Below are 12,827 nucleotides of genomic sequence, written 5' to 3' on the forward strand. Positions count from 1 at the left end.
ATGGGCATAACAATGACGGTATCGATACTACCGGTTGGTCGCGTTCTTAGCATCTAGTGATGACAAAGGGCAACGCAACCCGAAAGGCCCTGAATAAAAAAAGGGGCAAAACACCATTATCATGTGTTTTGCCCCTCGCAAAGAACAGCAATTACTGCTTGGCGGTTCCATTTTCCGGAAGCGCAAAAATCTGGCCCGGATAAATCAGGTCGGGATCACGGATCTGTTTGCGGTTCTGGTTGTAAATCACCCAATATTGCAGGCCATCACCATAGGTCCGGCGCGCGATCCGCCACAGGCTGTTGCCCGGTTGAACGACATAACGTGTCCCCGGCTCCAGAATCTGATCCGGGCGGGCACGTTCAAACGGCAGTTCAACACGTGCCGTCACCTTGTCGGACGCATCAAGCTGATCGGCGCGCAACTGATACTGGCCCGGCTCAATCGGTTCGCCAATTGTCAGGGCCCAGTTGCCGTCATCCCCGGTCGAGGCACTGCCGACAAATTTGTTGTCAAGGTAAACGCGAATGCTGGTGTCGTCATCGGCCTTGCCAGACATGGCAACCCGGCCCTGTTCGTCATAGTCGACAACATCAATCGACAGGCGCGGCATCGCTGCTGCGGGAACTTCCGCCCCTTCCGGCATCGCCTGGGCCAGTTCGCGCGCGGTTTCTTCGCTCATATCTTCGGGGGCCGGGCCCTGCATGACGCTCGCGGCACCACCTTTCTTGGGGACGCGCATGGCGATGATCGGCTGTTCTGCCTTGTCATCGTCTTTTGCCGCGTCACCGGACTGTTCGGCCGTTACGGCTTCGCCTGATGCCGGTTTTTCAGGAATCAGAACCACGACATTGTCATCGCCCTTATAGACTTCGCCAGTGCTGTCTTCGGATTCAAGCGACAATTCCCGGTCACCACTTGCCAGCGGCTTATCAGGCAAAACCACCCATTCCCCGCGTTCATCAGCGGTTGCCTGCCCGATGACTTCATCACCCTCGCGGATGCGCACGGTGCTGTTGGGAGCGGCGCGACCGGCAATCACGGCATTGCCATCCGGTCCAATGCGCACAACGTCAAAGCTCGGCGTGCGAACTTCGGGTGCGGCTTCGGTTTGTTCCGGCGCGACCTGCGGCGTATTTGCGGCATCCGGTGTCACGGCGGGCGGTGCTGTTGTTCTTGCCGGTGTATCGGCTTCATCTGCCGACTGTGTCAGCATATAATTCAACGAGATCGCAGCGACAATCAGCAGGACGCCAATGATGACGAGGATATAAGGTCTTTTCACCGGTAATATCCTTGAACGGTGGTTATGATTATTACGGGCGGCGTCGAAACCTTATAACTATCAGTCATTAAGTCCCCCAAACGCCCCGCCCGACGCGTTAATTAGAACCTTGTACTACTTTCAGCACACAGTTTCCATAACGTAACAAACCGAGATTACAGTGCAACAGTTAGGCAAAGATGAATAGAATCAGCGCTGTTGGTCAAGCCTTGTGCCGAATTCCTTACGGAATGGCCTGCATTGTCGCCCCGATATAGGCCACAAGTGCCGCCACAAGCACTGGTAGCGCCAGAACCGATACCCGCACCAGCATCGCCAGAACCGCACCGCCCGCACCAGCATTAGCGCCCATATCGGCAGGAAAATGGGCGGCAATCCGCGCCGCCCCCGACCCGGCAAACACCACCAGAACCAGAACCGCCATTGCAAATGTCGCCCCCGGCACCGCCAGCATCACACCCGATGCGCTTGCCATCAGGGCGGCACTGATCGCCAACCACAAGGCGGCGCGATATTGCGGGGCGGCCTTTTCGGAAATCAGCGCCACCAACAGGGCCACCGAAAGACCGGCCTGAAACACCACATGATCGTGCAGACCAAACTGGGCGGCGATAATCCCCTGCCCGATGGCAAGCGCGACAAAGGTCGCAACCGGGGCCGGTTTCGCCGCATCCTCGTCGCTTGTAACAACAGATTTTGTCGATGTTTTGGCGGATTTTGCCGATTTGCCGTTCTTTTTGCCCCTGCCCTTGGTCACAGCCGGGTCTTCGTCCTCTTCAAAATTGGGGCGCGTCACCCACAAAAAGGATGCACCGATCAGGATATAGGTGATCCACATCAGCGTCACCAAGCCGCCCGGATGATACAAAAGCCCGGTAACCGGGGCCGCCAGAACCAGCCAGCCGCCAAGCAGCATCAACAAAATTGCGACAATCGCGCAAGCGCGCGCACGCAAATGTGCGAAATCAAGGATAGCGCCGCAAACGCCGCCCAGCACCAGCATCAGAAGTGCTGCCCCCACACCGCCCCGGGCGGTTGCAGGCAAACCGATGGCCGCCGGGACGGCAACCACCACTGCCGGAATAACCGCAGCCAGCACCATGCGCCGCGCAAGGGCCCGGTCAAGGCCCAGCCAAAGGGCAAGCATCAAGACCGTGGTAATAACACCGGACACCAGAATGGCGAGCCAAAAGGGACTGTCGACAAACACGTTGGGCGATCCTGCCTTCTTGTTGTTTCATTTCAACCTGCGCGAACATGGCCTGCGCGCAGATGCGAATAGCCTTCCCACAATCAGGTTCAGAACCTGTTAACCATCGGCGAAAAAATCACCTCGGCTTATCGCGCCCGATCATGGCGATTGCCAAGGCAAAAATGCGGCAAGGATCACATGATATCGATAACCCGATGTCACGGGAACTTCGCAAAGGAAACTATTGACCGGGTGACCGCGCAATAGGCTATGCTCGGCAGATAGACGGGCCACGTCGCCAGGCGACAAACGCACCATCCACATGGCGCGATGTTCAGGCGAGAGTTACCTGCGAGATAACAACAAAGAGGCAGGTTGCCATGACAAGAGTTAAATCGATCTGTGTTTTTTGCGGCGCTTCGAACGGCAAAAACCCCCAGCACATGGAAAACGCGATTGCGTTTGGCAAAATGATGGCCGAACGCGGCATAACACTGGTGTATGGTGGCGGCCGTATCGGATTGATGGGCGCAGTTGCCGATGCGGTCATGAAAAATGGCGGCAAGGTGGTCGGCATCATCCCGGCCCATCTGGATGACATCGAAGTCGGCCATAAGGGGCTTAGCGAACTGATCGTCTGCAAATCCATGTATGAACGCAAGGTCGAAATGTTCAAACGTTCGGATGCGTTCGTCACCCTTGCCGGTGGCCTTGGCAGCCTTGACGAAGCCTTCGAGGCGCTAACGCTGCGCCAGCTTGGCATCCATGACAAGCCGCTGGTGTTCATGAACGCCCTTGGATATTGGGACAAATGCCTTGATATGATTGATGGCATTATCGAAGACGGCTTTGCACGTGAAAGCAACCGCAACCTGTTTACGGTGGCCGAAACGCTGGATGAAGTGTTTGAACAGCTTGAAGCCGAGCCCGCCCCAAAATTCGATCCGCGTGAAAAGCTTCTTTAAGCCCGATTAAACGGCCATGATCTCCAATCCGCAAGATATCGATTCTTGCGGATTTTTCTTTGTAAAATTCTAATCAACATACTGATATTACATTTATTTTAGGTACTTGACATATATCATCGTGATTGCATTTGCCGCCTGTTTTACTTCCCGAACCACCATCATTTGGGAGAGAGCAAATGAAATCGTATCGTGGTCTGGTCGGCAGCCTTGTTTCCATTGCTGCCATGCTGGGGGTCGCCGGGAACGTCCTTGCAGCAGAACCACCATCACCTTCTGACTTGCGCAAGACGGCCCTTGAGCATTTCGAAGTCATTCCGTCAATGGTACCAGCCGTCAAAGGCAACGCGGTCACACGCGAAAAGGTCGAACTGGGCAAGATGCTGTTCTTTGATCCGCGTCTGTCGGCCAGTGCGCTGATTTCGTGCAATACATGCCACAATCTGGGCATGGGCGGGGATGACAACCTTGAAACATCCATCGGTCATGGCTGGCAGAAAGGCCCGCGTAACGCCCCGACCGTTCTGAATGCCGTGTTTAACGAAGCACAGTTTTGGGACGGACGTGCGGAAGACCTGAAGGCACAGGCCAAGGGCCCGGTTCAGGCCGGAGTTGAAATGGCAAGCACCCCCGAACGCGTTGTCGAGGTACTGAAAAGCATGGGCGATTACGTCCAGAAATTCGTCCACGCCTTCCCGGGTGAAAGCGACCCGGTAACGTTTGACAACATGGCCAAGGCGATCGAGGCGTTCGAAGCAACCCTGATCACCCCGGCATCACGGTTTGACCAGTTTCTGGAAGGCAATGACGCCATCCTGACCAAAACCGAAATGGCCGGACTTGAACTGTTCATCGATACCGGTTGCGCATCCTGCCATAACGGAGTGAATGTCGGTGGCACCGGTTATTATCCGTTCGGTGTTGTCGAACAGCCGGGTGCGGAAATCCTGCCGCCCGATGACAAGGGCCGCTTTGCCGTGACCCAGACGGCAACGGATGACTATGTGTTCCGCGCCGGACCACTCCGCAATATCGAACTGACCGCACCCTATTTCCATTCCGGCAAGGTCTGGGACCTGGAGCAGGCGGTTGCGATCATGGGATCAAGCCAGCTTGGTGCTGAACTTGACAACAGCCAGATCAAGGCGATTACCGCCTTCCTCATGACCCTGACCGGGGAAGCGCCGCGGGTGGAATATCCAATCCTGCCGGTCAGCAGCAAAACCACACCCAAACCGGCCGCAATGGTCGCAAACTGATCCCACAGGGGTGTGGAAAAGCAGAAAGTAGCCGCAAAGGTGCGAACCCCGACACGCTCTTTGCGAACCTGCCGCCCGACACAACCCGGGCGGCATTTCTTTTGCCTATTTCAGTTCCATTCCCTCGCCGCCAGAGGCCCGTGCACCTGATAACTGCATCACCCGGCGTTTATACATATCGGCAACCCAGTTGGTCGCCTGTTTGATACCTTCGGCCGCACGCAGATCGCGATGAACAATCAGCCAGATATCAGAATCCAGCGTCTCGATCGGGCGCGAAACCCGGGCCAGTGCCGGGTCGCTGTCCCCCAAAAAGCACGGCAAAATTCCCGCCCCGATCCCGGTGCGCAATGCATTTTGCAGCATCGCGGTATTGCCCGCGCGAAATAACGGTTTATTGCCGTCAATATGGGCCAGCAACCAGCGCTGGCTTTCATAAAGGTCGAATTCTTCCGAAAAACAGATCCACGGTGCATTGGCAAATACCCGATCCGGTCCCATACCCCGCATATCGTACGCCAATCTTTCGGTCGCATAGATCGCACATGAAATCGTGCCAAGCCGCTTGGTGATGAAATCCCCGGTCAAAGGCAAACCATGCCGGACGGCAAAGTCCGCCTCGCGCTTGGTCAGCAATTGTGTATCATCGGATTGCCGGATTTCAAGGTAAAGCCCATCGGGTTTGCTATCAATCTGACCTGCCAGAAACAGGGCCGACCACGCACTGGCGGTCAGGCGGACCTGCCGGTCGCGAATGCCCGATATCGCATCACCCTGCCGATGGAAGGCAAAGGCGGCTTCTTCCATCGCCTCGGCGCGCGGGCGTAAATCGCGCCCGGCTTCGGTCATGCGCAATCCTTCTGGCAGGCGATCAAACAGCACCACACCAACAACATCTTCAAGGGCGGACAAATGCCGCCCCAATGTCGGCTGGCTGACGCCAAGCTCCTGAGAGGCCGCCCTGAGGCTGCCGGTGCGCGCAAGTGCAAGAAACACGCGTATATGATCCCAGTCCGGTTTTTTGGTTGTCATCGGGGGCCTCGGTTGGTGGTGGGGCGCGATACAGGATTGAATAACGGATCATCAAAAAATCCCGTTGTTATTCATTATTGGATCACCACCGATCCCGCAAGCCATGGTTGCGCGGGCACAGACATAGAGCCACAAGTATTTGCAAGGTATGGTTATTCGGTATCGCCGGACTGAGGCAGATGTTCAAAAATGCTGCCCGGTCCGGTCCATTTGCCATCGGGCTCAGTCGGCCATCGCTGATCGACGTCAGTGGCAAGATCGGCCAGCGTGACCGACGCAAACCGTTCAAGCAAAAGTTTCTCGGCAGCGTCAAACGAACTGCCAAGGGCGGCATTTACCGCCTGTTCAACCAGACACTCGGGATGTTCGACCGCAACCCCCACGGCAAAGATCGACGGATTGCCAAGCGCGTTATGGATATCAAGAAACGTGATTTCCGAAAGCGGGCGAATAATCACCCATCCGCCGCCATGCCCCTTTTCGGATCGCACATAACCGGCATCGCGCAACCCTGCCATCGTACGCCGAACCACAACCGGATTGGTATCAAGCATCCGGGCAATCATGTCGGACGTCATCGCCCCGCCAAACCGATCCATATGGATCAGGACGTGCAACATGCGGGAAAGGCGACTGTCACGGCGCATTGATGGTTTCCTTGGTCTGGCAATATCACGGCCAGACTATCGGGCTTTGGCGCATATTCGCAACACCAAAAGTTTCAAGACCCTTGACATTGCAAAATCACGATACTTATAAAGTTACATGATTCATTTTCAGTTACCGTACGGAGCCCCGATATGTCCGATACATCCGCACCCTCATCATCTGGCCATTCAGTTTCGATGCCGAACTCGCAAAAACTTTATGACGCGATCATCATCGGTGCCGGTTTTGCCGGTTTATCCGCTGCCATGCAGTTGGCCCGTGCCCGCAAAGAGATTTGCATCATTGATGCCGGATTGCCGCGCAACCGTTTCGCCGCGGCATCGCATGGCTTTTTCGGGATGGATGGCAAAAGCCCGGATGAAATTGCCCGTCTGGCGATGGGGCAAATTCGCGCCTATCCCACCGTCAGCATTGCGCATGGCATGGCAAAAACCGCGACCCGACTGGAACCGGACACCGCCGGAACCGGGGACGAAGACAGCAACCGTTTCAAGGTATCGCTGGAAGATGGCCGCCGCTTTCAGGCCCGCCGCCTGATCCTTGCTACCGGCGTGGTTGACACCCTGCCCGACATTCCCGGTCTGATGCCGCGTTGGGGCAAAACCGTGCTGCATTGTCCCTATTGCCATGGTTACGAAGTTCGTGACCGGGAACTTGGCGTGCTGGCAACCGGCCCGATGTCCACCCATCAGGCAATGATGATCCCGGACTGGGGCCCAACGACCTTCTTCACCCAAGGGAAATACGAACCGGAACCTGAAATCCGCACACAGATGGATACGCGCGGCATCACGATTGAACAAAGCCCGATAGTCGAACTGATCGGCACCGCCCCCGAACTTGATGCCGTTAAACTGGCCGACGGGCGCACCAAACCCATTCAGGCCCTGTTTGCCGGGCCAACTGTTTCAATGACCAATCCACTTGCGGAAATGCTGGGTTGCAGGTTCGAAGAAGGCCTTGCCGGACCGTTCATCAAGGTCGACGCATCACAGGAAACCAGCATCCCCGGCGTCTTTGCCGCTGGTGATGCCGCCACCGCGCGCCACAATGCCACACTGGCCTCGGCCGCGGGCGTTCTGGCCGGGGTTGGGGTGCATCAGTCGTTGATTTTTACATAGTTGAAACGCAATCACAGCAATCTCGCGACATGATTTTCACCCGGCCATCGGGGCATCCCGGTGGCCGCAATCATACTGGAGAAGGACCGAAAACAACATTCATACGAATGTCACTCTTCTGAAATCTTAGTGACAACGAAGCTCTCTATGATCGCGGCTATGTTCAAAACAACAAATCAAGCGATCAGATGAACATCTCAATCCGGCAACGCCATATTATCGATATTCTGCGCCGTGATGGCTTTGCATCCATTGATGCATTGGCGGACCAGTTTGAAGTCACACCACAAACCGTGCGTCGCGACGTCAATATTTTAAGCGACGCCAATCTGGTGCGCCGACGCCATGGTGGGGCCGAATACGCCGGCGAGCCGGGCATGAACCTGTCATATGACAATCGCCAGGTGACCAACATTGCCGCCAAACATGCCATTTCGCTGCATGTTGCCGGGAAAATTCCCGACGGGGCATCAATCCTGATCGGGATCGGCAGCACACTTGAATTGCTGGCGCTTAATCTGGCGGATCATCGCAACCTGACCGTCATCACCAACAATCTGAATGTCGCGATGGCGCTGGGCACAAATACCAGCAATCGGATCGTTATTCCCGGCGGCACTGTGCGTCTGCCTGATCGAGACCTGATCACACCGGACGCCGAAGAGATGTTCCATAACTACAAAGCTGATTTCGGTATTTTCGGTGTTGGTGGAATTGAAACCGACGGAACGTTGACCGACTTCGACCATCGCGAAGTCGCCTTGCGTCAGGCGATCATTGGAAACTGCCGAAATTCCATTCTGGTTGCCGATCAATCGAAATTCGGTCGCCCGGCCCCGGCCAAGGGCGGGCACCTCACCGATCCCGACATGATCGTCATTGATCAAAAACCCGGTGGTGATTTTAACGCCCTGTTCCAGCGCCAGGACATCCTCGACCGGCTGCAAATAGCAAAAGGCGAAACTCTCAAATGACGTCTCAGACCCCCGACACCCAAAGACCCTTTATCAGGATCGAAAATGTTTCACGCATTTTTGACGGTGGAAACGGTGTTCATGACCTTTCCGTTGATATACCGCGCGGCAGCTTTGTTGTTCTGCTGGGGCCCTCCGGCTGCGGAAAGTCAACCACGCTGCGTCTGATTGCAGGTCTTGAAACCGCCGATCAGGGTCGCATTCTGATTGAAGATCAGGACGTCACCGCAGTCCCGCCGTCAAAACGACAGCTATCCATGGTGTTTCAATCCTATGCGCTGTTTCCTCACCTTAGCGTCGCAGAAAACATTGTTTTTGGCCTGAAGGTTCGCAAATGCGCCAAGGCTGAAATGGCGAAACGCCTAGCCGATGCGCTCGGTGTGACCGGACTGGAAGGGTTGGAGAAACGCAAGCCTGCCGAACTTTCGGGCGGACAACGTCAACGGGTTGCACTGGCACGCGCCATCGTTGCCGGGCATCCGCTGTGCCTGATGGATGAACCACTATCCAATCTGGACGCAAAACTGAGGCATTCCGTGCGCAAGGATATTCGCGACCTGCAGCAACGCCTTGGCATCACGGTGGTGTATGTCACCCACGATCAAACCGAAGCGATGAGCATGGCAGATATCGTCATCCTGATGAAGAATGGCCGTATCGAGCAGGCTGGAACCCCGGCAGACCTTTATCTGAAACCCGCCACCGCCTTTGCTGCAAGCTTTGTCGGCAGCCCGCCAATGGGGCTATTGCCAGCAACCGCAATCCCGTCCGACGCCCTACCAAGCGGTGCACGACCCGACAATCTGATTGTCGGCATCAGACCCGAAGACATCAAACTTGATACCGACCAGCAAAACAGTGCTTCGGGCCTCTCCGCGACGGTCATATCCAGCGAGTTCCTGGGACCGGAAACCTTTGTCTATCTGTCAATAGACGGAACCGACGGGACAACGGCCCGCCTGCCCGGTCGTGTGCATCTTTCGCCCGGGACACAAGTCTCGCTCAGTTGGGCTGGCGTTGCTGCCCACTGGTTTGATCGCGAACACGGTCATCGTCTTTCGGCGGCGATGAACGACCATGCAACGCAAAAATCTTTTGTTACGACGACCAATCACTCAGCAATTCCGACATCGTAAAAGGACAGAAACCGATGCGTAATTCCATTACCAGTGCCGCTTTTGCTGCCGGTCTGCTTGCTTCGGCGGCAACCCCGGCCTTTGCCGCAACCGAACTGACAATGTATTACCCCATCGCCGTTGGCGGTGCGTTGACCGAAGTAATCGACGGCATGATTGACGGTTTTGAAGCCGAACATCCCGACGTCAAGGTCAATGCGATTTATGCCGGAAACTATGACGACACCCGACTGCGTGCGGTTTCTGCAATCAAAAGCGGCGATCCGGCGCAGCTTTCGGTGATGTTTTCGATCGATGTCTATGACCTGATCGAACAGGATTTGATCATTCCGTTTGATGATGTTGTCAAAACCGCAGAAGACAAGGAATGGCTTAACGGCTTCTATCCGGCGCTGATGGCCAATGGCAAAGTCGACAACAAAACCTGGGGCATCCCGTTCCAGCGTTCAACCATCGTCATGTACTACAACAAGGACATGTTCCGCGAAGCCGGTCTTGATCCTGAAACTCCACCCCAGACCTGGGAAGAAATGGTTGCCGCGGGCAAGGCGCTTTCCAAAGACGGCAAATGGGGTCTGATGGTTCCGTCCACCGGATATCCTTATTGGATGTTCCAGTGCTTCGCCATTCAGAATGGCAAGGAACTGATGAATGCCGACGGAACGGAAACCTATTTCGATGATCCTGCCGTCATCGAGGCTCTTGAATATTGGCGCGGCCTCGCCACAAAAGAAAAGATCATGCCTGAGGGCACGATTGAGTGGGGCACACTTCGTCAGGCTTTCGTGCAGGGTCAGACCGGCATGATGTGGCATTCGACAGGCAACCTGTCTGCTGTCAAAAAAGAAGCCAAGTTTGACTTCGGTGTTGCCATGCTTCCGGCGCACAAAAAGCCCGGTTCACCGACCGGGGGCGGCAACTTCTATATGTTCAAGGGTTCCAGCCCGGAACAGCAGGCCGCGTCGCTTGACCTGATCAAATACATGACCGCGCCGGAACGTGCCGCAGAATGGTCAATTGCAACCGGTTATGTCGGCGTTACCCCGGCATCCTACGAAACCGACGCGCTGAAATCCTATGCCAGCGAATTCCCGCAGGCTGTGGTTGCCCGCGATCAGCTTAACGTCGCGATCCCGGAATTCTCGACCTATGAAACGGCCCGTGTTCGTGAATCTCTTAACAACGCCATTCAGGCGGCCCTGACCGGAGAAAAATCGCCGAAACAGGCCCTGATCGACGCCCAGGAAGATGCCAACCGTCTTCTTAAGGCGTTCAACTAAGCCGATCTGCTGCCGGGACGGTTTCCCCCCGTCCCGGCCCTTTTGCTTTCTTCATTTGAAATCCTCTTGAATTCAGGACGTGGCCTCGATGGGTGATCAGCCTCGAAACGATCTGGCAGCAATACAAAGACGCAAACTTGCTCTTTACGGTTGGATGCTGATGGCACCGTCGTTGGCGTTGCTTAGCCTGTTTGCATTTTACCCGGCCATCGCGACCTTCTTTGGCAGTCTGTTTACCCGTGGCACAACACGCCGCCCCAGCAGCTTTGCGGGATTTGAAAACTATCTTGATCTGTTTGCCGATCCGACATTCTGGACCGTGGCAGGCAACAATCTGATTTATGCCGGGGTTACAATTCCGGTTTCGATCATCTTTGCCCTGATCATGGCGCTTTGGGCCAACGCGCATATTCCCGCACGAAGCTTTGTGCGCAGCGCCTATTTCACGCCGACAATCCTGCCGATGATTGCCGCGGCGAATTTATGGTTGTTTTTCTATACCCCCGATCTTGGCATCATTGATCGTATTACCGGATTTTTCGGCGCGGAACCGACCAACTGGCTAGGGCAGCCCGAAACGGCACTGGCCGCGGTCATCATCGTGACGATCTGGAAAGAAGCCGGGTTCTTCATGATCTTCTATCTGGCAGCCCTTCAGACCATTCCGCCGGACCTCCGCGAAGCGGCCAGCATTGAAGGGGCCGGTCGCTGGACCTATACACGACGGGTGCTTTTGCCGCTTTTGATGCCAACCACGATATTCGTCTTTGTCAATGCGCTGATCAATTCGATCAAACTGATCGATCATCTGTTCATCCTCACCAAAGGCGGGCCGAACAATGCGTCAAAACTGATCCTTTACTGGATCTGGGAAATGGCATTCGCCTATTTCGACCGCCCGCATGCAGCGGCAATGACCATGATGGTTTTGCTAGTACTTGGTATCGTCGCAATCGTGCAATTCCGACTGGTTGAAAAACGGACCCATTACCGATGAACGTACATCTCGGCACCCGCCCATCACACATCGCCCAACCACATATTCGGTTCCCCGATCTTGCCAGGATTCTCGATACACTGGGCGCATGGGTTCTTGCTCTTGTCTGGATTGCGCCGCTGTTATTTGCCCTTTGGGCGGCACTGCAACCGTCGGGCAGTGCACTGGCACTTGATTTCAGTGCACCACTGACCTTGCAAAATTTCATTGATGTCTGGAATGCCGTGCCTTGGATAGGCTATTTCGTCAATACGCTTACGCTTGTGTCCCTGATCCTGATGGGTCAGCTTGTTTTGTGCACATTGGCCGGTTTTGCCTTTGCCCGGTTTCCGTTCCGCGGCCGTGATGCCCTTTTCATGCTGGTACTGTTGCAGTTGTTCATCCTGCCAGAAGTTCTGATTGTCGAAAACTATGCCATAGTCGCCAAACTGGGCCTGTTTGATACCGCCCTTGGCATCGGCTTGCCCTATATGGCCAGCGCATTTGGCATTTTCCTGCTGCGTCAGGCCTTCAAATCCGTACCGCTTGAACTTGAAGAAGCCGCACGTATCGAGGGATGCAGCTGGATGGGCGTTTTGTGGAAGGTTTATGTCCCTGCGGCCAAGCCGGTTTATCTGGCGTATGCGCTGGTGTCGGTGGCGACCCACTGGAACAATTTCCTGTGGCCGCTTATCGTGACAAATTCACCGGAAACCCGGCCCTTGACCGTGGGGCTTTCATTGTTCGGTGCGCCAGAAACCGGCGTTGATATTTCGGTGATCAGTGCTGCCACCATCCTGACCATTTTGCCGCTTCTGATCGCCTTCCTGATTTTCCAGCGCCAGTTCATTCAGGCATTTCTGCGTGCCGGGATCAGATGAACCGCAAGCTGTCCCGTTTACCCGGCGATACAAATTTGAATAACGCCACTTAAATAT

12 protein-coding genes are annotated in these 12,827 nt (G+C 55.3%); 8 read left to right on the forward strand and 4 right to left on the reverse strand.

Translation table 11 applies throughout. The annotated features are described in order from the left end of the window. Window positions 1-151: 151 nt before the first annotated feature. On the reverse strand, window positions 152-1,285 hold the full coding sequence (locus BC440_RS19300) for an Ig-like domain-containing protein (protein WP_071241015.1): 1,134 nt from the start codon (window positions 1,283-1,285) through the stop codon (window positions 152-154). A 223-nt stretch (window positions 1,286-1,508) separates the two neighbouring features. Next, window positions 1,509-2,495: a hypothetical protein gene (locus BC440_RS19305; RefSeq protein WP_071241016.1), complete on the reverse strand. Its 987-nt coding sequence runs from the start codon at window positions 2,493-2,495 to the stop codon at window positions 1,509-1,511. 362 nt (window positions 2,496-2,857) lie between these two features. Here BC440_RS19305 and BC440_RS19310 point away from each other — a divergent pair, with 362 nt between their 5' ends. Both BC440_RS19310 and BC440_RS19315 read left to right on the forward strand, forming a co-directional pair. Next, window positions 2,858-3,442: a TIGR00730 family Rossman fold protein gene (locus tag BC440_RS19310; protein WP_063092776.1), complete on the forward strand. Its 585-nt coding sequence runs from the start codon at window positions 2,858-2,860 to the stop codon at window positions 3,440-3,442. 227 nt (window positions 3,443-3,669) lie between these two features. After that, entirely contained in the window at window positions 3,670-4,701 is a 1,032-nt protein-coding gene (locus tag BC440_RS19315; RefSeq protein WP_114094658.1) for a cytochrome-c peroxidase, read from the forward strand. Window positions 4,702-4,806: 105 nt separating this feature from the next. Here the strand turns inward: BC440_RS19315 and BC440_RS19320 are convergent, their stop codons facing one another. Both BC440_RS19320 and BC440_RS19325 read right to left on the reverse strand, forming a co-directional pair. Next, window positions 4,807-5,733 (reverse strand): LysR family transcriptional regulator, encoded by a 927-nt coding sequence (locus BC440_RS19320; RefSeq protein ID WP_071241017.1) that lies wholly within the window; start codon window positions 5,731-5,733, stop codon window positions 4,807-4,809. Between the two features lie 152 nt (window positions 5,734-5,885). Next, on the reverse strand, window positions 5,886-6,380 hold the full coding sequence (locus BC440_RS19325) for an Rrf2 family transcriptional regulator (RefSeq protein WP_071241018.1): 495 nt from the start codon (window positions 6,378-6,380) through the stop codon (window positions 5,886-5,888). A gap of 153 nt (window positions 6,381-6,533) precedes the next feature. On the opposite strand from BC440_RS19325, the gene BC440_RS19330 reads away from it, so the two are divergent. The 6 genes from BC440_RS19330 (at window position 6,534) to BC440_RS19355 (ending at window position 12,770) form a co-directional block, all read left to right on the forward strand. Further along, complete coding sequence (locus tag BC440_RS19330; protein ID WP_083379445.1) at window positions 6,534-7,523, forward strand: NAD(P)/FAD-dependent oxidoreductase; 990 nt, start codon at window positions 6,534-6,536, stop codon at window positions 7,521-7,523. A 188-nt stretch (window positions 7,524-7,711) separates the two neighbouring features. Further along, window positions 7,712-8,497 (forward strand): DeoR/GlpR family DNA-binding transcription regulator, encoded by a 786-nt coding sequence (locus BC440_RS19335; RefSeq protein ID WP_007090525.1) that lies wholly within the window; start codon window positions 7,712-7,714, stop codon window positions 8,495-8,497. Then, window positions 8,494-9,633 (forward strand): ABC transporter ATP-binding protein, encoded by a 1,140-nt coding sequence (locus tag BC440_RS19340; RefSeq protein ID WP_037990263.1) that lies wholly within the window; start codon window positions 8,494-8,496, stop codon window positions 9,631-9,633. Before BC440_RS19335 ends, BC440_RS19340 begins: the two co-directional genes overlap by 4 nt. Window positions 9,634-9,647: 14 nt before the next feature. Continuing rightward, on the forward strand, window positions 9,648-10,913 hold the full coding sequence (locus BC440_RS19345; RefSeq protein WP_063092773.1) for an ABC transporter substrate-binding protein: 1,266 nt from the start codon (window positions 9,648-9,650) through the stop codon (window positions 10,911-10,913). A gap of 88 nt (window positions 10,914-11,001) precedes the next feature. Then, window positions 11,002-11,910, forward strand: coding sequence for a sugar ABC transporter permease (locus tag BC440_RS19350; protein ID WP_071241019.1), 909 nt, complete (start codon window positions 11,002-11,004; stop codon window positions 11,908-11,910). Further along, complete coding sequence (locus tag BC440_RS19355; RefSeq protein WP_210766376.1) at window positions 11,907-12,770, forward strand: carbohydrate ABC transporter permease; 864 nt, start codon at window positions 11,907-11,909, stop codon at window positions 12,768-12,770. The genes BC440_RS19350 and BC440_RS19355 overlap by 4 nt, the downstream gene beginning before the upstream one ends. The last annotated feature ends 57 nt before the right edge of the window (window positions 12,771-12,827 follow it).

The organism is Thalassospira sp. MIT1004 (assembly GCF_001858545.1).
GTDB classification, from domain to species: Bacteria; Pseudomonadota; Alphaproteobacteria; order Rhodospirillales; family Thalassospiraceae; genus Thalassospira; species Thalassospira xiamenensis.

Bases quoted from the DNA above. Each gene is read 5' to 3' on its own strand.
- BC440_RS19310 (WP_063092776.1), top strand. From the start codon at position 2,858: ATGACAAGAGTTAAATCGATCTGTGTTTTTTGCGGCGCTTCGAACGGC.
- BC440_RS19315 (WP_114094658.1), top strand. From the start codon at position 3,670: ATGCTGGGGGTCGCCGGGAACGTCCTTGCAGCAGAACCACCATCACCT.
- BC440_RS19320 (WP_071241017.1), bottom strand. From the start codon at position 5,733: ATGACAACCAAAAAACCGGACTGGGATCATATACGCGTGTTTCTTGCA.
- BC440_RS19325 (WP_071241018.1), bottom strand. From the start codon at position 6,380: ATGCGCCGTGACAGTCGCCTTTCCCGCATGTTGCACGTCCTGATCCAT.
- BC440_RS19330 (WP_083379445.1), top strand. From the start codon at position 6,534: ATGTCCGATACATCCGCACCCTCATCATCTGGCCATTCAGTTTCGATG.
- BC440_RS19335 (WP_007090525.1), top strand. From the start codon at position 7,712: ATGAACATCTCAATCCGGCAACGCCATATTATCGATATTCTGCGCCGT.
- BC440_RS19340 (WP_037990263.1), top strand. From the start codon at position 8,494: ATGACGTCTCAGACCCCCGACACCCAAAGACCCTTTATCAGGATCGAA.
- BC440_RS19345 (WP_063092773.1), top strand. From the start codon at position 9,648: ATGCGTAATTCCATTACCAGTGCCGCTTTTGCTGCCGGTCTGCTTGCT.
- BC440_RS19350 (WP_071241019.1), top strand. From the start codon at position 11,002: ATGGGTGATCAGCCTCGAAACGATCTGGCAGCAATACAAAGACGCAAA.
- BC440_RS19355 (WP_210766376.1), top strand. From the start codon at position 11,907: ATGAACGTACATCTCGGCACCCGCCCATCACACATCGCCCAACCACAT.